General features: G+C 66.2%; 20 protein-coding genes. 12 read left to right on the top strand and 8 right to left on the bottom strand.

The annotated features are described in order from the left end of the window. Positions 1–95: 95 nt before the first annotated feature. From RND78_RS03510 to RND78_RS03495, 4 genes are all read right to left on the bottom strand, one after another. Positions 96–1,688: an ABC transporter substrate-binding protein gene (locus RND78_RS03510; protein WP_409457012.1), complete on the bottom strand. Its 1,593-nt coding sequence runs from the start codon at positions 1,686–1,688 to the stop codon at positions 96–98. A 43-nt stretch (positions 1,689–1,731) separates the two neighbouring features. Further along, positions 1,732–3,330, bottom strand: a complete 1,599-nt coding sequence (locus RND78_RS03505; RefSeq protein ID WP_312726111.1) for an ABC transporter substrate-binding protein — start codon at positions 3,328–3,330, stop codon at positions 1,732–1,734. Positions 3,331–3,401: 71 nt separating this feature from the next. Next, complete coding sequence (locus RND78_RS03500; RefSeq protein WP_312726108.1) at positions 3,402–5,000, bottom strand: ABC transporter substrate-binding protein; 1,599 nt, start codon at positions 4,998–5,000, stop codon at positions 3,402–3,404. Between the two features lie 246 nt (positions 5,001–5,246). Further along, positions 5,247–5,954: an SIMPL domain-containing protein gene (locus RND78_RS03495; RefSeq protein ID WP_312726105.1), complete on the bottom strand. Its 708-nt coding sequence runs from the start codon at positions 5,952–5,954 to the stop codon at positions 5,247–5,249. A 178-nt stretch (positions 5,955–6,132) separates the two neighbouring features. Here RND78_RS03495 and RND78_RS03490 point away from each other — a divergent pair, with 178 nt between their 5' ends. The 6 genes from RND78_RS03490 to RND78_RS03465 all read left to right on the top strand — a co-directional run bounded on the left by RND78_RS03490 (position 6,133) and on the right by RND78_RS03465 (position 13,356). Next, a complete protein-coding gene (locus tag RND78_RS03490; RefSeq protein WP_312726102.1) occupies positions 6,133–7,392 on the top strand; it encodes an ATP-binding protein in 1,260 nt (419 codons plus the stop codon). A 16-nt stretch (positions 7,393–7,408) separates the two neighbouring features. Next, entirely contained in the window at positions 7,409–7,969 is a 561-nt protein-coding gene (locus RND78_RS03485; protein ID WP_059226461.1) for a response regulator transcription factor, read from the top strand. A 369-nt stretch (positions 7,970–8,338) separates the two neighbouring features. Further along, positions 8,339–10,072, top strand: coding sequence for an ABC transporter ATP-binding protein/permease (locus RND78_RS03480; protein ID WP_312726097.1), 1,734 nt, complete (start codon positions 8,339–8,341; stop codon positions 10,070–10,072). Between the two features lie 83 nt (positions 10,073–10,155). Next, positions 10,156–10,905 (top strand): FadR/GntR family transcriptional regulator, encoded by a 750-nt coding sequence (locus tag RND78_RS03475; protein WP_312726096.1) that lies wholly within the window; start codon positions 10,156–10,158, stop codon positions 10,903–10,905. 134 nt (positions 10,906–11,039) lie between these two features. After that, entirely contained in the window at positions 11,040–11,951 is a 912-nt protein-coding gene (gene kdgD, locus RND78_RS03470) for a 5-dehydro-4-deoxyglucarate dehydratase (protein ID WP_312726093.1), read from the top strand. Positions 11,952–12,321: 370 nt separating this feature from the next. Then, complete coding sequence (locus RND78_RS03465; RefSeq protein WP_312726091.1) at positions 12,322–13,356, top strand: alginate lyase family protein; 1,035 nt, start codon at positions 12,322–12,324, stop codon at positions 13,354–13,356. Here the strand turns inward: RND78_RS03465 and RND78_RS03460 are convergent, their stop codons facing one another. From RND78_RS03460 to gatC, 4 genes are all read right to left on the bottom strand, one after another. Then, entirely contained in the window at positions 13,357–13,755 is a 399-nt protein-coding gene (locus tag RND78_RS03460; protein ID WP_312726089.1) for a septal ring lytic transglycosylase RlpA family protein, read from the bottom strand. Between the two features lie 88 nt (positions 13,756–13,843). Continuing rightward, positions 13,844–15,292, bottom strand: a complete 1,449-nt coding sequence (gene gatB / locus RND78_RS03455) for an Asp-tRNA(Asn)/Glu-tRNA(Gln) amidotransferase subunit GatB (protein WP_312726086.1) — start codon at positions 15,290–15,292, stop codon at positions 13,844–13,846. Between the two features lie 14 nt (positions 15,293–15,306). Further along, positions 15,307–16,758, bottom strand: a complete 1,452-nt coding sequence (gene gatA / locus RND78_RS03450) for an Asp-tRNA(Asn)/Glu-tRNA(Gln) amidotransferase subunit GatA (protein WP_312726085.1) — start codon at positions 16,756–16,758, stop codon at positions 15,307–15,309. Positions 16,759–16,766: 8 nt separating this feature from the next. Next, positions 16,767–17,054 carry an Asp-tRNA(Asn)/Glu-tRNA(Gln) amidotransferase subunit GatC gene (gene gatC / locus RND78_RS03445; RefSeq protein ID WP_312726083.1) on the bottom strand — a complete coding sequence of 96 codons (288 nt, stop codon included), beginning with the start codon at positions 17,052–17,054 and terminating at the stop codon, positions 16,767–16,769. A gap of 231 nt (positions 17,055–17,285) precedes the next feature. Here gatC and mreB point away from each other — a divergent pair, with 231 nt between their 5' ends. The 6 genes from mreB (at position 17,286) to RND78_RS03415 (ending at position 26,116) form a co-directional block, all read left to right on the top strand. After that, positions 17,286–18,329, top strand: a complete 1,044-nt coding sequence (gene mreB, locus RND78_RS03440; protein ID WP_312726081.1) for a rod shape-determining protein MreB — start codon at positions 17,286–17,288, stop codon at positions 18,327–18,329. A gap of 126 nt (positions 18,330–18,455) precedes the next feature. Then, positions 18,456–19,601, top strand: coding sequence for a rod shape-determining protein MreC (mreC, locus tag RND78_RS03435; RefSeq protein ID WP_409457017.1), 1,146 nt, complete (start codon positions 18,456–18,458; stop codon positions 19,599–19,601). Continuing rightward, on the top strand, positions 19,601–20,089 hold the full coding sequence (mreD, locus tag RND78_RS03430; RefSeq protein ID WP_312726080.1) for a rod shape-determining protein MreD: 489 nt from the start codon (positions 19,601–19,603) through the stop codon (positions 20,087–20,089). The genes mreC and mreD overlap by 1 nt, the downstream gene beginning before the upstream one ends. Before the next feature lie 63 nt (positions 20,090–20,152). Beyond that, entirely contained in the window at positions 20,153–20,761 is a 609-nt protein-coding gene (locus tag RND78_RS03425) for a nucleoside triphosphate pyrophosphatase (RefSeq protein WP_312726079.1), read from the top strand. A gap of 54 nt (positions 20,762–20,815) precedes the next feature. Beyond that, the gene (gene rng, locus RND78_RS03420; RefSeq protein ID WP_312726077.1) at positions 20,816–22,270 is read left to right on the top strand and encodes a ribonuclease G; all 1,455 of its coding nucleotides are present in this window, start codon (positions 20,816–20,818) and stop codon (positions 22,268–22,270) included. A gap of 12 nt (positions 22,271–22,282) precedes the next feature. Next, positions 22,283–26,116 (top strand): YhdP family protein, encoded by a 3,834-nt coding sequence (locus tag RND78_RS03415; RefSeq protein ID WP_312726076.1) that lies wholly within the window; start codon positions 22,283–22,285, stop codon positions 26,114–26,116. The last annotated feature ends 1 nt before the right edge of the window (position 26,117 follow it).

Here is a 26,117-nt window from a genome sequence, read left to right as displayed (position 1 = left end):
CCAGCCGAACCCGCCGCGCCGAGAAACGGCACGCATCGGGAAGGCAGCGGAGGCCGGGCCGCCCGGGCCCGGTTCGGTGCGGCGTCAGGCGCCGGTCAGTCGAGGGTCACCGTGGAGAAGTCATAGACCCCCAGCGGACTCTGGACGTAGCCCTGCACCTTGGGTTGCAGGACGTCGGTGAACAGCGGATGCGCCAGCGGAATCCACGGCATCTGCTGGTGGAAGATCTGCTGGGCCTGCTCGTAGAGCGCAGCGCGCTGGGCCGGATCGTTGATGCGCTTGGCCTTTTCGATGGCGTCGTTGAAGGCTTTGTCGCACCAGAACGAGCGGTTCTCGCCGCTTTCCGCCGCCGAGCAACTCAAATTGTTGGTGAGGAAGTTGTCCGGATCACCGTTGTCGCCGGTCCAGCTCGCCATCATCAGGTCGTGTTCGCCGGCCTTGGTGCGCTTCATGAACTCACCCCATTCGAACTGGGTGATCTCGGCCTTGATACCGATCTTGGCCAGGTCGCCCTGGATCAGCTGGGCCACCAGCGCCGGGCTGCCACCCGGGCCGCTACCGGTGCTGATGTAGTACTTGAGGGTGAAGCCATCGGCATAGCCGGCTTCCTTGAGCAGGGCCTTGGCCTTCTCCACGTCATGCGGCCAGGGCTTGATGTCCTTGGCGTAGCCCAGCAGCGAAGAGGGGTAGGGGTTGATCGCGGCCTTGGCACCGCCTTCGCCGAACACCGTCTTCAGGTAGTTCTGCTGGTCGAAGGCCATGGCGATGGCCTGGCGCACCCGCACGTCGCTCAGCGGCTTGTGCCTGGTGTTCAGCGCCAGGTAGGAGGTGGTCTGGCTTTCCACCTGGGCCAGCTTGAGGCTCTTGTCCTGTTTCAGCATCGGCACATCCTGCGGCTTGACCGTCAGGCCGATCTGGCACTCGTTGTTGCGCACCCGCTGGATGCGCACATTGGGGTCCAGAGTCACCGCCAGCACCAGGCCATCCATCTGCGGCTTCTTGCCGAAGTAGTCCGGGTTGACCTTGTAGCGGGTATTGGAATCCTTGGCGTAGCGCTGGAAGACGAAGGGACCGGTGCCGATGGGCTTCTGGTTGATGTCGTCGGTCTTCTTGCTGGCCAGCAGGCTGTCGGCGTACTCCTTGGACAGGATCGAACCGAAAGCCATGGCCAGGTCGGCGAGGAAGGGCGCCTCGGGCTGGTTGAGGGTGAAGCGCACGTGCTGGTCGTCCACCTTCTCGATGGACTTGATCAGGGTGCCCATCTCCATGGCCGCGGCGTAGGGGTAGCCGCTGGGCGAGAGGTTGTACCAGGGGTTGTTCTTGTCGAGCATGCGCTCGAAGCTGAACACCACGTCGTCGGCGTTGAGGTCGCGGGTGGGCTTGAAGTACTCGGTGGTGTGGAATTTCACCCCCTGGCGCAGCGCGAAGGTGTACTGCAGGCCATCCGGGGATACCTCCCAGCTTTCCGCCAGGCCGGGTTCCAGCTCGGCGCTGCCCTGCTTGAATTCCACCAGGCGGTTATAGAGCGGCGTAGCCGAGGCGTTGAAGGTGTAGCCCGAGGTGTAGCGCCCCGGATCGAAGCCTTCCGGGTTGGCCTCGGTGCAGACCACCAGGGGACGGGCGAAGGCCGCATTGGCGGTCAGGCAGAGCAGGGCGGCGAGCGATAGGGAAAAGAGTGGCTTGGACACGAAAGGCTCCTCGTGAAAGGCCCGCCGGGCGGGCCGGACAGGGTCAGCGGTCGAGGCTTACGCCATAGAAACCGGTGACGCCGAAGGGATTGATCTTGAAGCCCTGCACCTCCTGGCGCATGGGCTGGGACACCACCGAATGGGCCATGGGACTCACCGGCATCTGCTGGCGGATGATCTGCTGCGCCTGCTCGTAGAGGCGGGTGCGCTCGGCGCGATCGTTGCTGGTCTTGGCCTTCCGGATCAGGGCGTCGTAGTCCTGGTCGCACCAGCGCGCATAGTTGCTGCCGCCGATGGCGCTGCAGCCGTAGAGCACGCCGAGCCAGTTGTCCGGATCGCCGTTGTCGCCGGTCCAGCCGTAGGTCAGCACATCGTGTTCGCCGGCCTTGGCTCTCTTGATGTACTCGCCCCATTCGTAGCTGACGATCTTGGCCTTGATGCCGACCTTGGCCCAATCCTGCTGGATCATCTGCGCCGACTGGCGGGCGTTGGGGTTGGAGGCGCGCTGTACCGTCATGGCCCAGAGGGCGATCTCGGTGCCGTCCTTGACCCCGGCCTGCTTGAGCAGCGCGCGGGCCTTTTCCGGATCGTAGGGCGCACCCTTGATGCGCTTGTCGTAGGACCACTGGTTCGGTGGGATCACGTTCTGCGCTACCTGGCCGGCCCCCTGGAACACGGTGTCGACGATGGCCTGCTTGTTGATGGCCATGTCCAGGGCGCGGCGCACCTCGGGCTTGTCCAGCGGCGGATGCTGGACGTTGTAGGCGAGGAAGCCGACGTTGAAGCCTGGCTGCTGCAGCACCTTGAGATGGGGATCCTGCTTCATCTCCACCAGGTCCGCAGGACGCGCATAGCCGCTGACCTGGCACTCGTTGGCCTTGAGCTTCTGCAGGCGGGTGGCGGCATCGGGGGTGATGGCGAAGATCAGGTTGTCGAGCTTGACGTCCTCGGGCTTCCAATAGTCGTGGTTGGCCTTGTAGCGGATCACCGCATCCTTCTGGTAACGGCTGAAGACGAAGGGCCCGGTACCTATGGGTTGCTGGTTGAGCAATTCCGGCTTGCCCTGTTTGAGCAACAGCCCGGCGTACTCGGCCGATTGGATGGAGGCGAAGCTCATGGCCAGGTCGGCGGCGAAGGCGGCGTCCACCTGTTTCAGGGTGAAGACCACGGTGTGGTCGTCGACCTTGGCCACCTTGACGATGTTCTGGTCCAGCCCCATGTCGGTGAAGTAGGGGAATTCGGTGGGGTAGGCCTTCCGGAATGGCTGGTCCTTGTCCAGCATGCGCTGGAAGGTGAAGACCACGTCGTCGGCGTTGAAGTCGCGCGTGGGTTTGAAGTAATCGGTGGTGTGGAACTTCACGCCCTGGCGCAGGTGGAAGGTATAGGTCTTGCCATCGGCACTCACCTCCCAGCGGGTCGCCAGACCCGGTTCCAGGGTGGTGCCGCCGCGCTGGAACTGTACCAGGCGATTGAAGACCGTCTCGGCCGAGGCATCGAACTCGGTGCCCGAGGTGTACTGCGCCGGATCGAAACCGGCGGGGCTGGCTTCCGAGCAGTAGACGAGATTGCTCGCCGCCTGGGCGAGCGGAGTACAGGCGAGCAGGCTCGCCGCCAACAGGGAGTAGGCGTAGGGAAGGCGCATGGGGGTTCACTCCATCAGTCAAATGAACGGCCAAGGCCGGGAGCCTGGCTCCCGACCCTGACCAACAGGCTTCACTTGCTGACGCTGACGCCGTAGAACTGGTTCAGTCCGAAGGGGCTGATCTTGAAGCCCTGGACCTCTTTGCGCATGGGCATATAGAGGGTCGAATGGGCGATGGGCGCCAGAGGGCGCTGCTCCATGATGACCTTCTGGGCCTGCTGGTAGAGCTCGGTGCGTTTGGCCTGGTCGGTGGTGCGCTTGGCGGCCTGGATCAGATCCTCATAGGGCTTGTAGCACCACATGGAGAAGTTGTTGCCGCCGACCGCGTCGCAACCGAAGTTGGTGCCCAGCCAGTTGTCTGGATCACCATTGTCGCCGCTCCAGCCGATCAACAGGCTGTCGTGTTCACCGTTGTGGGCACGCTTGATGTACTCGCCCCATTCATAGCTGACGATCTTGGCCTTGACGCCGACCTTGGACCAGTCCTGCTGGATCATCTCGGCCATCAGCCGCGCATTGGGGTTGTAGGGGCGCTGCACCGGCATGGCCCAGAGGGTGATCTCGGTGCCTTCCTTGACGCCAGCCTTTTCCAGCATGGCCTTGGCCTTGGCTGGATCGTAGGGCACTGCCTTGATCGAGGTGTCATAGGACCATTGGGTCGGCGGCATGGCGTTGACAGCCTCCTGGCCAGCCCCCTGGTAGACGGTATCGATAATGGCCTTCTTGTTGATGGCCATATCCAACGCTTGGCGCACCTCGACCTTGTCCAGCGGCGCGTGCTTGACGTTGAAGCCCAGCCAGCCTTCGTTGAAACCAGGCTGCGAGGGCATTTGCAGGTTGGGATCCTTCTTCAGGCCTTCCAGATCCGCCGGTCGAGGGTAGGCGGTGATCTGGCACTCGCCGGCCTTGAGCTTCTGCATCCGTACCGAGGGATCGGTATTGATGGAGAAGATCAGGTTGTCCACCTTGGGGCCGTCTTCTTTGTCCCAGTAGCTGGGGTTGGCCTTGAAGCGGATCACCGCGTCCTTCTGGTAGCGGTTGAAGACGAAGGGGCCGGTACCGATGGGCTTCTGATTGATCTCGGCGGCCTTGCCCTGCTTGAGCAACTGGTCGGCGTACTCGGCGGAGAGAATCACCGCGAAGGGCATGGCCACGTTCTGCAGGAAGGCTGCGTCGACGTCGTTCAGGGTGAAGCGTACGGTGTGCTCGTCGACCTTCTCGACCTTGGCAATGTTCTTGTCCAGGCCCATGTCGGTGAAGTAGGGGAATTCGGTCGGATAGGCCTTACGGAACGGATTGTTCTTGTCCAGCATGCGCTGGAAGGTGAAGACCACGTCGTCGGCATTGAAGTCGCGGGTGGGCTTGAAGTAGTCGGTGGTGTGGAATTTCACCCCCTGACGCAGGTGGAAGGTGTAGGTCTTGCTATCGGGGCTGATGTCCCAGCTCTCGGCTAGGCCCGGCTTTACCTGGGTACCGCCGCGCTCGAACTGGACCAGTTCGTTGAATACGGTCTCCGCTGAGGCATCCCAGTCTGTACCGGTGGTGTATTGCGCCGGATCGAAACCGGCCGGGCTGCCTTCCGAGCAGAACACTAGGTTGGCCGCCTGGGCCAGGGGTGCCCCGGCCAGCAGACCGGAGGCGAAAAGGGCAGCGAGTACGTTCTTGTGCATGGAGACCTCATGTCGGGGACGGCGCAACCGGGTGTGGCGTTGCGAAACGAATTGCCGATGTCTTGTGGACAGATAGGCCCACATGCACAGCCTGTGCCCATCTGTAGCGCCTGGCGAAGCTATTGCCGCGAGAAGAGCCAAACGAAAAACAGATGTCGCAAAGGTGTAAGAAGGTTTGCCTAGGCAGGGTCTCTGTGCGCACCAAAAGTGCGCGCAGAGGCAGTGCTGTTACTTTTCTGCACTAGATCAGGGCATTTGTACTTCGATGGTCCCTCCGGCGGTGACTTCAACCGTAGTGGTACCAGGCGCTACATCCGGAGTCACGGCATCACTGGCGGCCTTCATCGCCGACATGCGCAGCATCGGCAGCGGCTGGGGCACGCCGCTGGTGCCCAGGTCCAGGTTGACGATGCGGTAGCCGGTGCCGCCCAGGGCCTCGGTCGCCAGTTGGGCGCGGGCCTTGAAGGCGGCCACGGCGTCCTTGAACAGGGCATCCTCCTGCTGCTTGCGGGTGCCATCGGCGATGGTGAATTGCAGGTTGCCCATCTTCAGGCTGCCGAGCAACTCGCCGGTCAACTTGGACAGGGCAGCGAAATCCGCGCTTTCCAGCCGTACTTCACCGCGCTCGCGCCAGCCATTGATGGCCCGGCCCTGGTCCTCGTAGATCGGATAGGTGTTGCGGTTGCCCAGGGAAACGGTCACGCCCGCCACCTTGCGCGCCTGCTCCAGGGCCGCGTTCAGCGTCTTGCTGGTCTCGTTGGCCAGCGCCGCCGGGTCCTGGCCCTGACTTTCGGTATAGAGCATGACCTGCATGCGATCGCGCGGCACTTCGCGGCTGACCTCGGCCCTCAGGCTGATCTGGTTGTAGCGCGGCTCGTCGGCCTGGACGCCGGTGGCCAGGACAGCGCTGAACAGGGCGGCGCCGAGGACGAGGGGGCGAAGCGGGAAGGTCATGGTGTTCTCCTAGTGGTGTTGCACAAGCTCTGGGACCGCAGGGCCGGCCGATGGTGCGTCGCTTTGCCGCGTCGGCGGTCGAGGGCGGATGGCGCTCGCTATAATGACGAGTCTGCTCCGACGGGCGCGCGCCGCTGGCGACGACCGTCTCGATCGTTTCCTGCGCCTGGAACCTCGCATGTTCTCCTTGCCCGTTCAATGGTTGTCCGCCAATCGCCAGAATCTCGGGCGCCTGGTCCTCATCCGCGTGCTGGTGCTGGCCGCCCAGGCCGGCTCGGTGGGGATCGCCCGACTCTCCGGCATCGTCGAGCTGCCCTGGACCGCCCTGGCCATCACCCTCGGCGTCTCGGCGGTGCTCTGCCTGTTCGCCGCGCTGCGGCTGACCCGCTCCTGGCCGGTCACCGAGCAGGAATACGCCGCGCACCTGGGTTGCGACCTGGCCATCCACAGCGCGCTGCTCTATTTCGCCGGCGGCCCGACCAACCCCTTCGCCTCCTATTACCTGGTACCCCTGACCATCGCCGCGGCGACGCTGCCCTGGCTCTACACCCTGGTCCTCGCCGCCCTGACCCTGACGGTCTTCTCGCTGATGCTGCTGTCCTACCAGCCGCTGCACCTGCTGGTGGCCAACGACGGCGCGGTGCTGAGCTACGGCATGTGGCTGAGCTTCGCCCTCTCGGCGGCGGTCATCACCCTGTTCGTGGCGCGGATGGCGGCTGCCCTGCGGGAGCAGGAGAGCCTGCAGGCCCAGCGCCGCGAGCAGGCCATGCGCGATCAGCAGCTGCTGGCCGTGGCCACCCAGGCCGCGGGCGCCGCCCACGAGCTGGGCACGCCGCTGTCCACCATGAGCGTGTTGCTCAAGGAACTGCAGCAGGAATACGCGGGCCAGCCGACCCTGAGCGAAGACCTCAAGTTGTTGCAGACCCAGGTCGGCCAGTGCAAGCAAACCCTGCAGCAGCTGGTACGCGCCGCCGAGGCCGATCGCCGCCAGACGGTGCAGGAGCAGACCGTCGTGGAATGGCTGGAAGCGACCATGGATCGCTGGCACCTGATGCGTCCGGAGGCCACCTACAGCTTCGAGGTGGCCAGTCTCGGCGCGCCGCCGCGGTTGACGCCGCCGGTCGAACTTACCCAGGCACTGCTGAATCTACTCAACAACGCTGCCGACGCCTGCCCGGAGAACCTCGGCATCCGGCTGCACTGGGACGCCCGGGAGCTGTGCCTGTCGATCCGCGACCACGGTGCCGGCGTACCCCTGGCCATCGCCGAACAACTCGGCAAACCCTTTTTCACCACCAAGGGCAAGGGCTTCGGTCTGGGCCTCTTCCTCAGCCAGGCCAGCGTCACTCGTGCCGGCGGTACGGTGAAGCTCTACAATCACGAAGAAGGCGGCACCCTGACCGAATTGCGCCTGCCGCGGCACTACGCCCTGGCGTGAATGCCTGGAGACTTGCATGACTGACGAACTCAACAGCGGTTTCGACGACCAGCCCCACATCCTGCTGGTCGATGACGATCCCACCTTCACCCGCGTCATGGCCCGCGCCATGGACCGCCGTGGCCTGCGCGTGTCCATCGCCGACAGCGCCGAGGAAGGCCTGCAGCTGGCCAAGGAGGACCTGCCGGACTACGCCGTGCTCGACCTCAAGATGGAAGGCGATTCGGGCCTGGTGCTGCTGCCCCAGCTGCTGGAACTGCACCCGGAGATGCGCGTGGTGATCCTCACCGGCTATTCCAGCATCGCCACCGCGGTGGAGGCCATCAAGCGCGGTGCCACCAACTACCTGTGCAAGCCCGCCGATGCCGACGACGTCCTGGCGGCCCTGCTGGCCCAGCACGCCGATCTCGACACCCTGGTACCGGACAATCCCATGTCGGTGGACCGCCTGCAGTGGGAACACATCCAGCGGGTACTGGCCGAGCACGAAGGCAACATCTCGGCCACTGCCCGGGCCCTGGGCATGCACCGCCGTACCCTGCAGCGCAAGCTGCAGAAGCGCCCGGTACGCCGCTGAGAACCTCTTCAAAGTCGGCTGCGCGTCGGCCAACCAGCGTTGAAAAGACCCTGGGTCGCCAGCCCGGCTGGGCGGCCCCGTTGCAATGCTCATTTACCGCTTGTAAACCCGAGCGCGGGTCCGATCCACTTCCTCGGGTCCTTGATTCGCTGGCGCTCACCCTGCGGGCCAGCCGTTGGCTGTTACTGCCGTTGGTCGTTGCGCCTTGTTTGGCTCCAGCTCGCGCGACTTTGAACAGGCTCTTCCTTCTCGCCATCGCCCACCGTGCCGTGGGCGGCAAACTGTTACATTGTTTCAGTCAGAATTCATTCAGGCATTCCGGCATAGGCTGTGCAGGCGTCTCGTTGTGCAGTCCTTGAGAGTCCGAGCATGTCCGAATCCGCCGTACCCGTACCCTCCGTCTATGGGGCCTCCCGTGGACATTTCCTCGCCCGTGTCTGGGCCTTGATCACCCCCTACTGGCGCAGCGAAGAGAAAGGCAAGGCCTGGCTCCTGCTTGGGGTGGTGATCGCCCTGTCCCTGGCGGGGGTCGGCCTGTCGGTCGCCCTGAACACCTGGTATCGCTATTTCTACGATGCCCTGCAGAATCGCGATCTGGCCGCCTTCATCCGGCTGATGCTGTACTTCTGCGGCCTGGCCGCCACCGCCATCCTGCTGGCCGTCTACCGGCTCTACCTGACCCAGGCGCTGACCATCAACTGGCGCCGCTGGCTGACCGAAAAGCACTTCGGCCTCTGGCTGTCCGACCGCAACTACTACCAGCTCGAACGCGAAGGCGGTGCCGACAACCCCGACCAGCGCCTGACCGAGGACATCCGCGACTTCGCCGAAACCACGCTGAGCCTGGGACTGGGCTTCATCCGGACCGTGGTCAGCCTGGTGTCCTTCAGCGTCATCCTGTTCGGCCTCTCCGGCGACATCACCCTGTTCGGCATCACCATCCCGGCCTATATGTTCTGGGCGGCACTGATCTACGCCACCATCGGCACCTGGCTGACCCACCTCATCGGTCGCCGGCTGATCGGCCTGTACAACCAGCAGCAACGCTACGAGGCGGACCTGCGCTTCGGCTTGATCCGCGTCCGCGAGAAGGCCGAGAGCGTCGCCCTGTTTCGCGGCGAGGCCAACGAGCACCGGCGCCTGCTGGATCGCTTCGGCTACGTCTGGGGCAACTACCACCTGGTGATGAACTACACCAAGCGGCTGACCTTCTTCACCGCCGGCTACAGCCAGATCGCCATCATCGCCGGCTTCGTCCTGGCGGCGCCGCGCTACTTCTCGGGCAAGATCCAGCTGGGCGACCTGATGCAGATCAACTCGGCCTTCGGCAACGTCCAGGAAAGTCTCAGCTGGTTCGTCGACGCCTACGTCAGCCTGGCATCCTGGCGCGCCATCTCCGATCGCCTGCTCACCTTCCGCGAGACCATGGCCGAATTCGGCAAGGAGACCGACATCCTGGTACCCCGCACCAGCGATGGCGACCTGGTCCTGGAAGGCCTCACCCTGGGCGCCGCCGGCCGCCTGCTGCTGCACCCCACCGACCTGCGCATCGCCCGTGGCGAGCACCTGCTGATCGAAGGTGCCTCGGGCAGCGGCAAGAGCACCCTGCTGCGCGCCCTGGCCGGACTCTGGCGGCAAGGGCAGGGCGGTATCGCCGTACCCGCTGGGCGTCAGCTGTTCCTGCCGCAACAACCCTATCTGCCCATCGGCACCCTGCGCGAGGCGCTGGCCTACCCGCAGCCGGTGGAGGCCTACACCGACCAGCGCCTGACCGAGGTGCTGCAGCAGTGTCGCCTGGCGCATCTGGTCGAGCACCTGGACGAGAGCCGCCATTGGGAACGCACCCTGTCGCCCGGCGAACAACAGCGCGTGGCCCTGGCGCGGGCGCTGCTCTATGCGCCGGATTGGCTGTTCCTCGACGAGGCCAGCTCCGCGCTGAGCGAAGCGGACGAGCGGGCGCTCTACCAGCGGCTGCTGGCCGAGAATCCGGGGCTGACCCTGGTCAGTGTCGGTCATCGCCCGAGCCTGCGCGCCTATCACCAGCGGCACCTGTTGTTGGAGGACCAAGAGCTGCGGGCCAGAGCAGTGGATGACTTGTCCTGATACGGACTGAGCGGTCTAGTTGGGGCGTTCGGCGAGAGGCGGGTGCTATGATGAAAGTATCACTTCAATCGGTACGCTAGCCTATGACTGCACCAACCCTTCCCCGCCCCCGTAAAAGACCCCGCAGCCTGGCAGAGGAGGTGGTCGCGGTACTGATCCAGCAGATCGGCGACGGCCAGTTCCAGCCGGGGGACAAGCTCCCCACGGAGTCGGCCATCATGCAGGCCCAGGGCGTGAGTCGTACCGTGGTCCGCGAAGCCATCTCCCGGTTGCAGGCAGGAGGCTACGTGGAGACGCGTCACGGCATCGGTACCTTCGTACTGGAGCGGGTCGCGGCGGTACTGCCCATCGATCCGGCCACCATCACCACCCTCAAGGATGTCCTAGCGGTGCTCGAACTGCGCATCAGTCTGGAGGTGGAGGCGGCGGGCCTTGCGGCGCAACGGCGCTCGGCCGAGCAGCTGCAGCAGATGTGGGACCTGCTGGAGACCATGCGCGCCGGCGTCGAGCAGCCCGACAGCGCCGTGAGCGCCGATCTGGAACTCCACCTGCTGATCGCCCGCTCCACCGGCAATCGCTACTTCAGCGACATCATGGGCTACCTGGGCGCGGTGCTCATTCCCCGTACCCGGCTGAATTCCGCCTACCTGGCCCATGACGATCAGCAGCGCTACCAGCAGCGTCTGGATGCCGAGCACGAGGCCATCGTCCAGGCCATCGAGGCTGGGGATGCGGAAGCCGCCGGTTCGGCCATGCGCCTGCACCTGAGCAACAGCCGCGAGCGGCTGCGCCGCGCCCATGCGGAAATGGAACGACAGGCGGAACAGGTCTAAGGAAGGGCGGCCAAGCCGCCCGCGGGACTTTTTTCATGGAAGGGTTGCCGCTCCCTTGGAATAGGTTGTACGATGACTTACAACAGGTCGCGGATTGACCGCACCTCCGTACAATCCATGCCGAGGCATTCCAGATGACCCCACAAGAACTCAAACACGTCCTCTCCTCCGGTCTGCTGTCCTTCCCGCTGACCGATTTCGATGCCAACGGCGACTTCCGTGCCGACACCTACGCCAAGCGCCTGGAGTGGCTGGCCCCCTATGGCGCCACCGCCCTGTTCGCCGCGGGTGGTACCGGTGAGTTCTTCTCCCTGGAAGCCAGCGAATACCGCGGTATCATCAAGACCGCCGTGGACACCTGCCAGGGTAGCGTGCCCATCCTCGCCGGCGTCGGCGGCTCCACTCGCCAGGCCATCGCCTATGCCCAGGAAGCCGAGCGCCTCGGCGCCAAGGGCCTGCTGCTGCTGCCGCACTACCTGACCGAAGCCAGCCAGGATGGCGTGGCCGCCCATGTCGAAGCCGTGTGCAAGTCGGTGAAGATCGGCGTGGTGGTCTACAACCGCAATGTCTGCCGCCTGCAGCCCCATCACCTGGAGCAACTGGCCGAGCGCTGCCCGAACCTGATCGGCTACAAGGACGGCCTGGGCGACATCGAGCTGATGGTCGCGATCCGCCGCCGCCTGGGCGATCGCTTCAGCTACCTGGGCGGCCTGCCCACCGCGGAAGTCTACGCCGCGGCCTACAAGGCGCTGGGCGTACCGGTCTATTCCTCGGCCGTGTTCAACTTCATTCCCAAGACCGCCGTGCAGTTCTACGAAGCCATCGCCCGTGACGACCACGAGGCCGTCGGCAAGCTGATCGACGACTTCTTCCTGCCCTACCTGGAAATCCGCAACCGTTGCGCCGGCTACGCCGTCAGCATCGTCAAGGCGGGCGCCAAGATCGCCGGCTACGATGCGGGTCCGGTACGGACGCCGCTGACCGACCTCAAGCAGGACGAATACGAGCGCCTGGCCGCGCTCATGGACAAGCTCGGTCCCCAGTGAGCCTGGGCGCTCGCGAGCGCCGCCGATAGCGCCTCGACCAAGCAGCCCGTGATCAGTGCCCTGATCACGGGCTGCTTGTCGTCCAGGGTGAATCGCAGGCGATCCCTGCCTTAAGTCGCGCCTAAGAGCCTGTTCAAAGTCTGCTGCGCGTCGGCCAAACGGCGTTGAAAAGGGCTTCGGAATGCTCATTTACTACTTGTAAACTCCGCTTCCTCAGCCATTTTCGCCTTGTTTGTCTCTAGCTCGCGAGCCTTTGAGCAGGCTCTAAGGCCCTCCTGACAGGCTGGGCGCCCACTCCGACAAATCCGCGGGTGGGGCAGGGGGCGGCCGCGCCGGTCCCGGGTCGACGTCCATACGGGGGATTCTCGCCTTGACCGCTGCCATCCTGTTTCTCGCCCTCGCCGCCAACCCGGGTAGCACCACCTGCCTGGCGGCCCGGCCACCTTCGGTCGCCGCGCTGACCCGGGCGGTGGCCCATCCGCCCGCATCGGAGCCCCAGGCGTTGGCGGTCATCCATACCGAGGGGACCTTGCCCCACACGGGCATCCACGATGAGTCCGCCGCGGCCGTACGGGATTTCGGCTATCTGCTCGATCTCGCCCTGGCCTGGCGGGACACCCACGACGCCGCGGCCCTAGCACGCTTGGCGACCTACCTCGATGCCTGGGTACAGCGCTATCGACCGAGCTTCGACCCGATAGACGAGACGAACCTCGCCCATCTCATCGTCGCCTATCGCCTCACCGCAGCAGACCTTCCCGCGCCGACGGCCCAGCGTACCCGTGCCTTCATCCAGCAGCTGGCGCTGGGCTATCTGCAGCGAATGGAGGCACACCGTGGCGATGACAAGGGCGTCTGGAGCAACAATTGGCAGAGCCACAGGATCAAGCTGGTGACGCTGGCCGCCAGCGCCCTGGCTGATCCGGCGCTGTTCGCCCGGGCCCGGGCGGCCTTCGTCGCCCAGTTGTCGGCCAACCTCCGCCCCGATGGCGAGGTGCGCGACTTCGCCGAGCGCGATGCCCTGCACTATGTCGTCTATGACCTCGAACCCCTTGTGCTGGCCGCGGCGGTGGCCCAGGGGCAGGGTGAGGACTGGTTACGGCTGCCGGGTGCCGACGGGCAAACCCTGGCGGCGGCGCTCGACTGGCTATTGCCCTTTGCCCTGGGGCAGCGCCAGCACGAGGAGTTCCGCCATTCGCAGGTACGCTTCGATGCCCAGCGTGCTGCGGCGGGCCTGTCCGGTTTCAGCGGCGTCTGGGACCCGGCGGGCGCCAAGGCGCTGTATTGGTCGGCGACTCTGCTCGATCCGCGCTATGCGAGCGTCGCCAGGCAACTGGCCGCCACACCACCCCGTGCCCTCTGGGCCTACGCCCCGCCTTGTTCAGGCCAGGCAGGCCTGCGCTGATCAATCCAGGCTGCGGATGCTGACCTTGGCCGTCCCGTCGGCCACCATGTCGAGGCGGTCGGCGGCGCTGCGCGAGAGATCGATCACGCGGCGGCGTATGGTCGGGCCACGATCGTTGATGCGAACCACCACGCTGCGGCCATTGTCGAGGTTGGTGACCTGGACGCGGGTGCCGAAGGGCAGGGTGCGATGGGCGGCGGTGAAGGCGGCGGGGTCGTACTTCTCGCCGCTGGCGGTGCGGCGTCCGGCGTGCCACTTGGAGTAGAAGGACGCGAGGCCCGTGTCCTGGTAATCGTGGGCAGCGCTGGGGGACAGGGTAGGCGGGAAGCTTTCCTGGCTGGCACAACCGGCGAACAGCAGGACCAGCGACAGCAGTCCGGCGCGGTGGATCCGATGCATCTCGATGCCTCCTGGCAAAACGACCGGCAGCAGCTTAAGGGCTCGGAGCAAAGCTGTCAGCCCTGCACCGAGCCCTGTGCGACAGCCGTCAGCCTTCCAGTTTCTGCTTGAGCAACTGGTTGACCTGGCCGGGGTTGGCCTTGCCCTTGGAGGCCTTCATCGCCTGGCCGACGAAGAAGCCGAACATCTTGCCGCGCTTGGCTTCGTCGCTGGCGCGATATTGCTCGACCTGGGCAGCGTTGGCGGCGAGGACCTCGTCCAGCATGGCCTCGATGGCGCCGCTGTCGGTGACCTGCTTGAGGCCCTTGGCTTCGATGACGGCATCGGCGCTGGCGCCTTCGCCGGCCGCCAGCGCCTCGAACACCATCTTGGCGAGCTTCCCGGAGATGGTGTCGTCCTTGATGCGCAGGATCAGGCCACCCAGCTGGGCTGCACTCACTGGCGACTGGCCGATCTCCAGGCCATCCTTGTTGAGCAGGCTGGATAGTTCGCCCATCACCCAGTTGGCCGCCAGCTTGGCATCGCCGCTGACGCGTTGGACTTCCTCGAAGTAGTCGGCCAGTTCGCGGCTGGCGGACAGCACGCTGGCATCGTAGACCGACAGGCCGTACTCGCTCTGGAAACGGTCGCGCTTCTGCGTCGGCAGCTCGGGCAGCTGGCTGCGTACCTCTTCGAGGAAGGCCGGCTCGATCACCACCGGCAACAAGTCGGGGCAGGGGAAGTAACGGTAGTCGTTGGCTTCTTCCTTGCTCCGCATGGAGCGGGTCTCGTCCTTGTTCGGATCGTACAGGCGGGTTTCCTGGACCACCTTGCCACCGTCCTCGATGAGCTCGATCTGGCGCTGCACCTCGTGGTTGATCGCCTTCTCGATGAAGCGGAAGGAGTTGACGTTCTTGATCTCGGCGCGGGTGCCGAAGGCCTCCTGGCCCTTGGGGCGCACCGAGACGTTGCAGTCGCAACGCAGCGAGCCCTCGGCCATGTTGCCGTCGCAGATGCCCAGGTAGCGCACCAGGGCATGGATGGCCTTGACGTAGGCCACGGCTTCCTTGGCGCTGCGGATGTCCGGTTCGGAGACGATCTCCAGCAGCGGCGTGCCGGCGCGGTTCAGGTCGATGCCGCTCATGCCGTGGAAGTCTTCGTGCAGGCTCTTGCCGGCGTCTTCTTCCAGGTGCGCGCGGGTGATGCCGATGCGCTTGACGGTGCCGTCTTCCAGGGTGATGTCCAGGTGGCCCTTGCCGACGATGGGGTGGTCCATCTGGCTGGTCTGGTAGCCCTTGGGCAGGTCCGGGTAGAAGTAGTTCTTGCGCGCGAAGACGTTGCGCTCGGCGATCTCGGCGTCGATGGCCAGGCCGAACTTGCAGGCCATGCGCACGGCCTCGGCGTTAAGCACCGGTAGGGTACCGGGCATGCCAAGGTCGATCAGGCTGGCGTGGGCGTTGGGCTCGGCGCCGAAACTGGTGGCGCTGCCGGAGAAAATCTTCGATTGGGTGCTGAGCTGAGCGTGGATCTCAAGCCCGATCACGGTTTCCCATTGCATGTCTTGATCCTTCCTCAGAAGCCGCTCGGCGCCTGGCGGTGCCAGTCGCTGACCTGTTGGTACTGGTGGGCGACGTTCAGCAGGCGGCCTTCCTGGAAATAGTTGCCGAGCAGTTGCACGCCTACCGGCAGGCCGTCGATGAAACCGGCCGGCATGGACAGGCCGGGGATGCCGGCGAGGTTGGCGGCGATGGTGTAGAGGTCTTCGAGATAGGCCGAGACCGGGTCGTTGCTCTTCTCGCCGAGTTTCCAGGCCAGGTTCGGCGTGGTCGGGCCGAGGATGACGTCGACCTCGGCGAAGGCCGTGACGAAGTCGTTCTTGATCAGCCGGCGGACGCGCTGGGCCTTGAGGTAGTAGGCGTCGTAGTAGCCGGCCGACAGGGCATAGGTGCCGACCATGATGCGGCGCTTCACCTCGGCGCCGAAGCCTTCGCCGCGGGATCTCTTGTAGAGGTCCTCCAGGTTGACCGGATTCTCGCAGCGATAGCCGAAGCGCACCCCGTCGAAACGCGACAGGTTGGAACTGGCTTCGGCCGGGGCGATGACGTAGTAGGCCGGGATCGCGTGCTGCAGAGTGGGCAGGGAGATGTCCTTGACGGTGGCGCCGAGCTGCTTCAGCTCCTCGACCACGGCCAGCACCTTCTCGCCGATGCGGGCATCGAGCCCGGCGCCGAAGTATTCCCTGGGCAGGCCGATGCGCAGGCCGGCCAGCGGCTGCCGCAGGGCGGCGCGGTAGTCGTCCACCGGCTGGTCGACGCTGGTGGAGTCCTTGGGATCGAAGCCGGCCATGGCCTGCAGCAGCAGGGCGCAGTCCTCGGCGGTGCGCGCCAGCGGACCGCCCTGATCGAGACTGGAGGCATAGGCGATCATGCCCCAGCGTGAGACGCGGCCGTAGGTGGGCTTGAGACCTGTGAGGTTGGTCAGGGCCGCCGGCTGGCGGATCGAGCCGCCGGTGTCGGTGCCGGTGGCGGCGGGCAGGAGGCGCGCGGCCACGGCCGCGGCGGAGCCACCGGAGGAGCCGCCCGGCACCCGGGTGACATCCCAGGGATTCTTCACCGGGCCGTAGTGGCTGGATTCGTTGGCTGAGCCCATGGCGAATTCGTCCATGTTCAGCTTGCCGAGGGTGACGGTGCCGGCGGCGGCCAGCTTTGCCACCACGGTGGCGTCGTAGGGCGCCTTGAAACCGGTGAGGATCTTCGAGCCGCAGCTGGTCAGCACGCCCTCGGTGCAGAACAGGTCCTTGTGAGCGAGGGGCGCGCCGAGCAGGGCGCCGTTCTCGCCGGCGGCACGGCGGGCATCGGCGGCGCGCGCCTGGGCCAGCGCCTGGTCGGCGGTCACGGTGATGAAGCTATTGAGCTGCGGATCGAGGCGCTCGATCCGGGCCAGCAGGTCGCGGGTCAGTTCTTCGGCGGAAAAATCCTTCGCGGCCAGGGCGGCGGCGATCTCGGTCAGGGTCAACTGATGCATGTCGTGTCTCACTCGATCACCTTGGGTACCAGGTAGAGCCCTGCTTCCACGGCGGGGGCGATGGCCTGGTAGGCGTCGCGTCGATCGCTTTCGGTGGCCTGGTCGGCGCGCAGGCGCTGGGTGGCTTCCAGTGGGTGGGCGAGGGGTTCGACGCCCGCGGTGTCCACGGCCTGCATGAGATCCACGAGGCCGAGAATGTCGTTGAGGGTGGCGGTGGTAGCGGCGAGATCCGCTTCGTCGAGGCCCAGACGGGCCAGGTGAGCGATCTTTTCGACGTCGGTGCGTTCGAGCGCCATCGGCTTCTCCAGCAGGAAGGCGGCGTGACCCGGGTGGCGGCCGCGTATGCAGGAGACGGGCAGGGCGGGTCGGGCGCCGCGTTGAACGAGGGCTTAATGGCCCGGAAAAGCTCTCAATCTAGCACATCGGCGCCTTGCCCTAAATCCCTGCGATTGTTAGAGTCTGCCGCACTTTTTTACCCGCACGTTTGTCCTGTCGCGTGCCTGCTCGTCACCGCCTAGGGTCACCTCATGTTCAAGAAATTGCGTGGCATGTTTTCCAGCGATCTGTCGATCGACCTGGGGACCGCCAACACTCTGATTTACGTCCGCGAGCGCGGCATCGTGCTGAACGAGCCGTCGGTGGTCGCCATTCGTACCCACGGCAACAGCAACCAGAAAAGCGTGGTCGCCGTCGGTACCGACGCCAAGCGCATGCTGGGCCGTACCCCGGGCAACATCGCCGCCATCCGCCCGATGAAGGACGGCGTCATCGCCGACTTCAGCGTTTGCGAGAAGATGCTGCAATACTTCATCAACAAGGTGCACGAGAACAGCTTCCTGCAGCCCAGTCCGCGAGTGCTGATCTGCGTGCCCTGCAAGTCGACCCAGGTCGAGCGCCGCGCCATTCGCGAATCCGCGCTGGGTGCCGGTGCCCGCGAGGTTTTCCTCATCGAAGAGCCGATGGCTGCGGCCATCGGTGCCGGTCTGCCGGTCGAGGAAGCCCATGGTTCCATGGTCGTCGACATCGGTGGCGGCACCACCGAGATCGCACTGATTTCGCTGAACGGCGTGGTCTACGCCGAGTCGGTCCGCGTCGGCGGTGATCGCTTCGACGAGGCCATCGTCACCTATGTGCGCCGCAACTACGGCAGCCTGATCGGCGAATCCACCGCCGAGCGCATCAAGCAGGAAATCGGTACCGCCTATCCGGGCGGCGAGGTCCGCGAGATCGATGTCCGTGGCCGCAACCTGGCCGAAGGCGTGCCGCGCAGCTTCACCCTCAATTCCAACGAGGTGCTCGAAGCCATGCAGGAATCCCTGGCTACCATCGTCCAGGCGGTCAAGAGCTGCCTGGAGCAGTCGCCGCCGGAGCTGGCCTCCGACATCGCCGAGCGTGGCCTGGTGCTGACCGGTGGCGGCGCCCTGCTGCGTGATCTGGACAAGCTGCTGGCGCTGGAAACCGGTCTGCCGGTGATCGTCGCCGAGGACCCGCTGACCTGCGTGGCCCGGGGCGGCGGCAAGGCGCTGGAAATGATGGATCGCCACGCCATGGACCTGCTGTCCACCGAATAAGGCAGTTCCAGGCTACAGGCCCCGATCCGGTCGCCCTGGGTGGCCGGATCGTCGGGCGCGTTCTGCGAGGAACTCACCATCAAGCCGATTTTCAGCAAAGGCCCGGCGCTGGGCATTCGTCTGTTGATCCTGGCCGCCCTTTCGGTGGGTGTCATGGTCACCGACGCGCGTTTCGACTATCTGAAACCCGTGCGTAGCGAGCTGGCGCTGGTACTCTCGCCCCTCTACGAGGTGGCGGGCTTTCCCCTGCGCGCCTGGGAAGTTGTCAGCGATCAATTCTCCAGCCGCAGCGAACTGATGGCGGAGAACGAAAGACTCAAGGCCGAACAACTGCTGCTGCAACGCCGCCTGCAAAAACTCGCCGCCCTCACCGAGCAGAACGTGCGCCTGCGCGAATTGCTCAATTCCGCCGCCCTGGTGGACGACAAGGTGCTGGTGGGCGAGCTGATCGGGGTCGATCCCAATCCCTATACCCATCGCATCATCATCGACAAGGGCGCGAAGGACGGCGTCTTCGTCGGCCAGCCGGTGCTCGACGCCAGCGGCCTGATGGGGCAGGTGGTGGAGGTGATGCCCTACTCGGCACGCGTCCTGTTGCTCACCGACGTCACCCACAGCATCCCGGTCCAGGTCAATCGCAACGGCCTGCGCGCCATCGCCGCCGGTACCGGCAACCCTGAGCGCCTGGAATTGCGCTACGTGGCCGACACCGCCGACATCAAGGAAGGCGACCTGCTGGTGAGCTCCGGCCTGGGCCAGCGCTTCCCCGCCGGCTACCCGGTGGCCACCGTATCCAAGGTGATCCACGACTCCGGGCAGCCCTTCGCCGTGGTCCGCGCCATTCCCACCGCCAAGCTCAATCGCAGTCGCTACATGCTGCTGGTGTTCAGCGATACCCGTACTCCCGAGCAGCGCGCCAACGACGCTGCCGAGGCCCAGGAGGCCGCCGATCGCCATGCCGCCCAGCGTCCGGCCGCGGCGACCAATCCGCCACCGGCGGGCGCCTCGGCCGCGCAACCGGCGGCGGCCGGTGCACCCGCTGCTGGAGCCCCGGCCGCGACGCCGGGCGATGCCACCCATGGACGTCAGGCGGCGCCGTCCAAGCCCCCGGCGAACGCCACGGGTACGGCTGCCCATCCGAGTACCCCGGCCAAGCCGCCGGCGCATGGCCAGTCGGCAGCCACCCCCACCCAGCCCCAGAAGCGGGTGCCCCCGCTGCCTGCCGCGAGCCAGCAGCCGGCTCCGGAATTGCCCGACGAGGGGGATCGCTGATGGCGCTGCGCATCGGCCACAACGGGTGGGTGATCTGGCTCACCCTGTTGGTCGGGCTGCTGCTGTCCGTGGTACCCATGCCGGAATTCATGGAGATCGGCCGCCCGTTGTGGCTGGCGATGCTGCTGACCTTCTGGACCCTGACCCTGCCGCACCGCGTCGGCCTGTTCACCGCCTGGATCATGGGGATCGCCGAAGACGTGCTCTACGGCAACCTGCTGGGGCAGACGGCGCTGGTCCTGAGCCTGGTGGTGTTTCTGGTCCGCTCCCTGGCGCAGCGTCTGCGCGCCTTCCCGATCTGGCAGCAGAGCTTCGTGCTGCTGGTGGTCTACGGCATCGCCCAGCTCCTGGCGCTGTGGCTCAACGCCCTGGCCGGCAGCCGGCCGCCGACGCTGGTCTTCCTCACCCCCTCCCTGGTCAGCGCCTTGCTCTGGCCGTGGATCTACATGCTGCTTCGTGGGCTGCGCCGCAGATTCGGTGTCAACTGAACTGGTTTCACCCGCGTCGGGCTGGCATGCTCCCGTCATCTTCCTGTCGTCTGGTCGTCGTCGATGCCCCAGCTCTACCTTGCTTCCGCTTCGCCACGGCGTGCCGAACTGCTCGAACAGATCGGCGTTGCCTTCGAGAGAGTCGCCGCGGCGGTGGACGAAACGCCCCATCCGGACGAGGGAGCGGAAGCCTATGTCGAGCGCCTGGCCCGGGCCAAGGCAGCCATGGGGCGGCAGGTACTGGCCGCTGCAGCGGACGCCTGCGTGCTGGGCGCCGATACCTGCGTGGTGCTGGATGACCGCCTGCTCGGCAAGCCCCACGACCGTGCCGAGGCCCTGGCCATGCTCGCGGCGCTCGGTGGCCGCCGGCATCGGGTGGTGACCGGCGTGGCCGTCGCCGATGGCGCGCGTTGCCTGAGTCGCGTGGTGGCGACGGAGGTGGAATTCCGCCCCTTGCTGCCCGGGGAAGCCGAGCGCTACTGGGATACCGGTGAGCCGGCGGACAAGGCGGGTGGCTACGGCATCCAGGGCGCCGGTGCGGTCTTCGTGCGCGGGCTGCAGGGCAGCTACAGCGCCGTGGTAGGGCTGCCGCTGTGCGAAACCGCGGAACTGCTGAGCGCTTTCGCCATCCCTTGTTGGCGGTATCTCGGACTGACCACTGCCCAGCCCTGACGCGCCCCGCGCCTCGGTCTGCCATCCGCCTTCCCACGACGCCAAGAGTCCTCCATGAGCGAAGAGATCCTCATCAACATCACTCCCATGGAGTCCCGTGTCGCCGTCGTGGAAAACGGTGTACTGCAGGAAGTGCACGTCGAACGCACCCTGCGCCGGGGCATCGTCGGCAACATCTACCGCGGGCGCGTGGTGCGGGTGCTGCCGGGCATGCAGGCGGCCTTCGTCGACATCGGCCTGGCCCGGGCGGCCTTCATCCATGCCGCGGAGATCTCCCAGCGCGAAGGCGCGGCGGTGGAAAGCATCAATGCCCTGGTGCGCGAGGGGCAGACCCTAGTGGTGCAAGTCACCAAGGACCCCATAGGCACCAAGGGCGCCCGGCTCACCACCCATCTGTCGATCCCCTCGCGTTACCTGGTCTACATGCCGCGCACCGCCCATGTCGGGATCTCGCTGAAGATCGAGGACGAGGCCGAGCGCGAGCGCCTCAAGGCGATCATGGCGCGCTGCGTGGAGAGCGAGGGGATCGAGCAGGAGGGTGGCTTCATCCTGCGTACCGCCGCCGAGGCGGCGCGCGAGGAAGACATCCTGGCCGACATCCGCTACCTGCGCCGGCTCTGGCAGCAGATCTCCAGCAATCTCCAGGGACCGGTGCCGGTGCCCATCTATGAGGACCTGACCTTGGCCCTGCGCGCCCTGCGCGATTTGGTGGGGCCACGCACCGAGAAGATCCGTGTCGACAGCCGGGAGAACTTCCAGCGCATCGGCCAGTTCGTCGAGGAGCTGATGCCCGAGGTGGCCTCGCGCCTGGAGCACTATCCGGGCGAGCGGCCGATCTTCGACCTCTATGGCGTGGAAGACGAGATCCAGAAGGCCCTGGAGCGCAAGGTACTGCTCAAGTCGGGCGGCTATCTGGTGATCGACCCCACCGAGGCGATGACCACCATCGACGTCAACACCGGCGCCTTCGTCGGCCATCGCAATCTGGAAGAGACCATCTTCAAGACCAACCTGGAGGCGGCCACCGCCATCGCCCGCCAGCTGCGGCTGCGCAACCTGGGCGGCATCATCATCATCGACTTCATCGACATGGAAGACGAAGAGCACCAGCGCCAGGTGATCCGCACCCTGGAAAAGCAGCTCGAACGCGACCACGCCAAGACCAACATCATCGGCATCACCGAGCTGGGTCTCCTGCAGATGACCCGCAAGCGCACCCGCGAGAGTCTCTCCCAGGTGCTCTGCGAACCCTGCGCCAACTGCCAGGGGCGCGGCATCCTGCGTACCGCCGAGACCATCTGCTACGAGATCTTCCGCGAGATCCTGCGCGAGGCTCGGGCCTACCAGGCCAATTCCTATCTGGTGCTGGCCAACCAGAAGGTGGTGGATCGACTGCTGGACGAGGAGTCGGGCAACGTTGCCGATCTCGAGGCCTTCATCGGCCGTACCGTCAAATTCCAGGTGGAGACCATGTACTCCCAGGAGCAGTACGATGTCGTGCTGCTCTAGGGCTGTCCGGTGATGTCTCTGCTCAAGCGCGGCACGCTGATCCTGGCGTTGACCCTGCTCGCCCTGTTGACGCTCTACGTCGGACTGGGCCGCCTGCTCATGCCCTGGGTCGGCGAGTATCGCAACGAGGTCGAGGCACGCGCCGCGACCGCCCTGGATGAGCCGGTACGCCTGGGTCGCCTCGAAGGTCATTGGGCCGTGTGGAATCCGGTGCTGGTGCTGCGCGACCTCACCCTCGGCCGTGGCGATAGCGCGGTACAGCTCGATCACCTGAAGGTGGTCCCGGATGTCTTCGCCAGCCTCTGGCATCGGCAACTGCGCCTGAGGTCCGTGCAGATCGATGGCGTCCACCTGGTCCTGCAGGAGGATGCCCAGGGCCACTGGCAATTGCGTGGGCTGCCCCCGCGGCAACCGGACGCCAAACCCTTCGATCCCGCGCCGGTGCTCGACGCCCTGGCCCGCCTGGACCATGCCAGTCTGCTGGACAGCCAGCTCAGCCTGATTCCACGGCAGGGATCGCCGGTCACCCTGAGGTATGTCGAGGCCAGCCTGAGTCGTCAACTGAACGGCTCCCTGGCGTTGGCGACGCGCTTCCGGCTACCTGATGGCGGCACGGTGGCCGCGTACCTAGACGCCTCGCCACGGCCCCAGGACTGGCGTGCCAGTGCCCTGCGGGGCTATGTCAGCTTGCCGGCCAGCGACTGGTCGCGCTGGGTCCCGGCGGAATTGCTGCAGCAGTGGCAGCTCCGCCGGGCGCAGGCGGAAGGCGAGCTCTGGTTCGACTGGGCCGAGGGGCGCCTGCAGCGCTCGCGCCTGCAATTGCGCGCTGCCGACTTGACCCTGGCCTACGCCGAGCGCGCCCCGGTGCGCTTGGAGGCGCTGCAGCTGGACGTGGCCCAGGACGGTACCGCGGCCCCTCAGCAGGTAGCCCTGGCGCTCAAGTCCCGGCTCGATGGCCAGCCGCTGGAAGGGCGCTTCGGCCTGGTCTACGACAGCGCCGCCCAGCACCTGCAGGTGCGCGGTGACCAGCTCGATCTCGCCCAGGCCGCGCGCCTGGCCAAGGATCTCGCGCCCTTGCCCGCACCGGTCGCCCAGGCCGTGCAGGCGCTGGCCCCCCATGGCCAGCTGCGCAATCTCAATGCCGATCTCTATCCGCAGAAACCGTTGGCGGAGCGTCTGACCTATGCCACCAACGTCGAGCGGCTGGGCTTCGCCGCCTATCGGGGGGCGCCCGCCGCGGATGGCATCACCGGCAGCCTGAGCGGCAGCCTGGGCGGCGGCGAGCTGCGTCTGGACACCTCGGACTTCATGTTGCACCTGGCCGATCTCTTCCCCGAGCCCTGGCGCTACCGTACCGCCAAGGCGCGCCTGACCTGGAGTCTCGACGACCAGCGCTTCACTCTGGGTAGCGCCCTGATGCAGGTCACCGGGCCGGAAGGCACGGCCAGTGGCGACCTGCACATCCAGCTCGGCCGGCATCCGGAGGTGGACAGCTACATGGACCTGCGCGTCGGTCTCAAGGACGGTGACGCCAGCTACACCCGCAAGTACCTGCCCACCCGCCTGCCGGCGGCGGACTTCAGTCCGGAACTCGCCCAGTGGCTGAGCACCGCCATCGTCGGCGGCCGGATCGACGAGGCCATCTACCAGTACCAGGGCTCCCTGCGCCACGGCTCGCCGGCGCATTCCCGCACCATGAGCCTGTTCTTCCGCGTGCACGATGCCCAGCTGGCCTACCAGCCGGGCTGGCCGGCCCTGCGCCAGGCCCGGGGCGATGTCTTCATCGAAAACGACGGGGTCAAGGTCCAGGTCCCGGAAGGGCGCATCCTCGATACCCGGGTACGGGACGTCGAGGCATTCATCCCGCTGCTGCATGACGGCAGCGCACCGCACCTCAAGCTCACTGCCCGGCTCGACAGCAGCGTGCGCGATGGCCTGAAGATCCTCCAGGAAGCGCCCCTGCCGACCGCCAAGGTGTTCGCCGGCTGGAAGGGGGAGGGGGCGCTCGCCGACAGCGGCCTGAGCCTGGACATTCCCCTGGCCAAGGCCCAGCCGCCGGTGGTGGTGGTGGACCTGACCGCGGACAAGGCGCGCCTGGAACTGGCGGACCCCAAGCTGATTCTCACCGACATCCGCGGCGCCTTCCGCTACGACACTCGCAGCGGCCTCAGCGCGCCGGACATCCAGGCCCGCGCCTTCGACCAGCCGCTCCGCGGACAGGCCCTGGCGGAAGGCAAGCCCGATGCCCCCCGTACCCGGCTGGTGCTGGACGGCCGGGTGGACGTGGACCAACTGGCGCGCTGGTTGGGCAGCGGCGATCGGCCGCTGCCGGCGCGGGGGCTGCTGGGCTATCGCCTGGGGCTGACCCTGGCCGACCACAGCGAGCTGGCCGTCACCTCCGATCTGCGCGGAGTGAGCATCGATCTGCCGGCTCCCTTCGGCAAGGGCGCCGACGAGGCGCGGGAAGGCTTCTTCAGCCTGGCCCTCAACGACGGCGAGCGCCGGGTCGAGGCGACCTACAAGGGCGTCGCCGATGCCGTGCTGCTGCTCGATCCCGCCGCCGTCGCCAAGGGCCGCGGCGAGATCGTCCTGGGCGGCGGCACCGCCAATCTCCCCGCCAACGCCGGCTACGACCTGCGCGGACGTCTCGCGGAATTCGACCTCAGCGCCTGGCAGGGCGTCTATCAGCGCTACCTCGCGCCACCGGTCGGCGACGGCGGTGGCGGCGGGCAGGGCGCTGGCAACCGACCCGATGTCTCCAGTCTCGGACGGGGCGATCTCACCTTCGGCCGCTTCCTCGCCTTCGGCCAGGAGATCGACGACCTGCGTCTCACCTATGAACCCCAGGACAGCGCCTGGCAGCTCGGGCTGACCAGCCAGGCGGTCACCGGCCAGGTGCGTATCCCGCGGCAGACCGGGCAGCCGATCGACGTCAACCTGCAGCAGCTGCGCATCCCCCAGACCCCGGCCGATCCTTCCGTGGCCAGTGATGTGCCGCGTCCTGATCCGTTGGCCGACGTCGATCCGCGCAAGCTACCGGCGCTGAACCTGGTCATCGACCGCCTGGAGCTGGGGGGTCGGCTGGTCGGTGCCCAGCGCCTGCAACTCAGGCCATCGCCTTCCGGGGCCAACTTCAACGCCCTGGACCTGGACCTGCGTGGCCTCAAGGTACAGGGCGCCCTGCGCTGGGAGGGCGCACCCGGGGCGACCCGCAGTTATTACCAAGGTCGCCTTTCCGGCGGCAACATCGCCGACATCCTGCTGGGCTGGAACTTCGCCTCCAGCGTGACCAGCCGCGACTTCCGCCTGGATGCCCGGGTCGATTGGCCCGGCTCACCGGCCTACGTCGCCCTGGCCCGCCTCAACGGCAGCCTCGACGCCCGCTTCAACAATGGCCAACTGCAGCAGGTGGAGGGTACCGCCTCGGCGCTGCGCATCTTCGGCCTGCTCAATTTCGAATCCATCCGCCGTCGGCTGCGCCTGGACTTCTCCGATCTGTTCGGCAAGGGGTTGAGCTACGACAGCATCACCGGGGTGCTCGATGCCCAGCAGGGCGCCTTCCGTACCCGCAAGCCCATCACCCTGAGTGGTCCAGGCGCCGAGATGAGCCTGCAGGGCCTGCTCGACATGGCCAGCAACCGCGTCGATGCCGATCTCAAGGTCGGCCTGCCGGTGAGCAACTCGCTACCGCTGGCTGCCCTGATCGCCGGTGCGCCGGCCATCGGCGGGGCCTTGTTCATCGTCGACCGGCTGATCGGCGATCGCCTCACCCGCATGGCCAGCATCAACTACCACATCGAGGGACCCTGGCAGAATCCGACCATGACCACGGGCAAGCGCGATTGAG

The organism is Pseudomonas oryzihabitans (assembly GCF_032027545.1).
GTDB lineage: Bacteria > Pseudomonadota > Gammaproteobacteria > Pseudomonadales > Pseudomonadaceae > Chryseomonas > Chryseomonas oryzihabitans_F.
Note: the sequence above shows the minus strand (reverse complement) of the source record. Positions and strands in the feature narration are given on the sequence as shown.

Excerpts from the sequence above, each read along its gene's own strand:
- RND78_RS03505 (WP_312726111.1), bottom strand. The coding sequence starts at position 3,330 with ATGCGCCTTCCCTACGCCTACTCCCTGTTGGCGGCGAGCCTGCTCGCC.
- RND78_RS03500 (WP_312726108.1), bottom strand. The coding sequence starts at position 5,000 with ATGCACAAGAACGTACTCGCTGCCCTTTTCGCCTCCGGTCTGCTGGCC.
- RND78_RS03495 (WP_312726105.1), bottom strand. The coding sequence starts at position 5,954 with ATGACCTTCCCGCTTCGCCCCCTCGTCCTCGGCGCCGCCCTGTTCAGC.
- RND78_RS03490 (WP_312726102.1), top strand. The coding sequence starts at position 6,133 with ATGTTCTCCTTGCCCGTTCAATGGTTGTCCGCCAATCGCCAGAATCTC.
- RND78_RS03485 (WP_059226461.1), top strand. The coding sequence starts at position 7,409 with ATGACTGACGAACTCAACAGCGGTTTCGACGACCAGCCCCACATCCTG.
- RND78_RS03480 (WP_312726097.1), top strand. The coding sequence starts at position 8,339 with ATGTCCGAATCCGCCGTACCCGTACCCTCCGTCTATGGGGCCTCCCGT.
- RND78_RS03475 (WP_312726096.1), top strand. The coding sequence starts at position 10,156 with ATGACTGCACCAACCCTTCCCCGCCCCCGTAAAAGACCCCGCAGCCTG.
- kdgD (WP_312726093.1), top strand. The coding sequence starts at position 11,040 with ATGACCCCACAAGAACTCAAACACGTCCTCTCCTCCGGTCTGCTGTCC.
- RND78_RS03460 (WP_312726089.1), bottom strand. The coding sequence starts at position 13,755 with ATGCATCGGATCCACCGCGCCGGACTGCTGTCGCTGGTCCTGCTGTTC.
- gatB (WP_312726086.1), bottom strand. The coding sequence starts at position 15,292 with ATGCAATGGGAAACCGTGATCGGGCTTGAGATCCACGCTCAGCTCAGC.
- gatA (WP_312726085.1), bottom strand. The coding sequence starts at position 16,758 with ATGCATCAGTTGACCCTGACCGAGATCGCCGCCGCCCTGGCCGCGAAG.
- gatC (WP_312726083.1), bottom strand. The coding sequence starts at position 17,054 with ATGGCGCTCGAACGCACCGACGTCGAAAAGATCGCTCACCTGGCCCGT.
- mreB (WP_312726081.1), top strand. The coding sequence starts at position 17,286 with ATGTTCAAGAAATTGCGTGGCATGTTTTCCAGCGATCTGTCGATCGAC.
- mreD (WP_312726080.1), top strand. The coding sequence starts at position 19,601 with ATGGCGCTGCGCATCGGCCACAACGGGTGGGTGATCTGGCTCACCCTG.
- RND78_RS03425 (WP_312726079.1), top strand. The coding sequence starts at position 20,153 with ATGCCCCAGCTCTACCTTGCTTCCGCTTCGCCACGGCGTGCCGAACTG.
- rng (WP_312726077.1), top strand. The coding sequence starts at position 20,816 with ATGAGCGAAGAGATCCTCATCAACATCACTCCCATGGAGTCCCGTGTC.
- RND78_RS03415 (WP_312726076.1), top strand. The coding sequence starts at position 22,283 with ATGTCTCTGCTCAAGCGCGGCACGCTGATCCTGGCGTTGACCCTGCTC.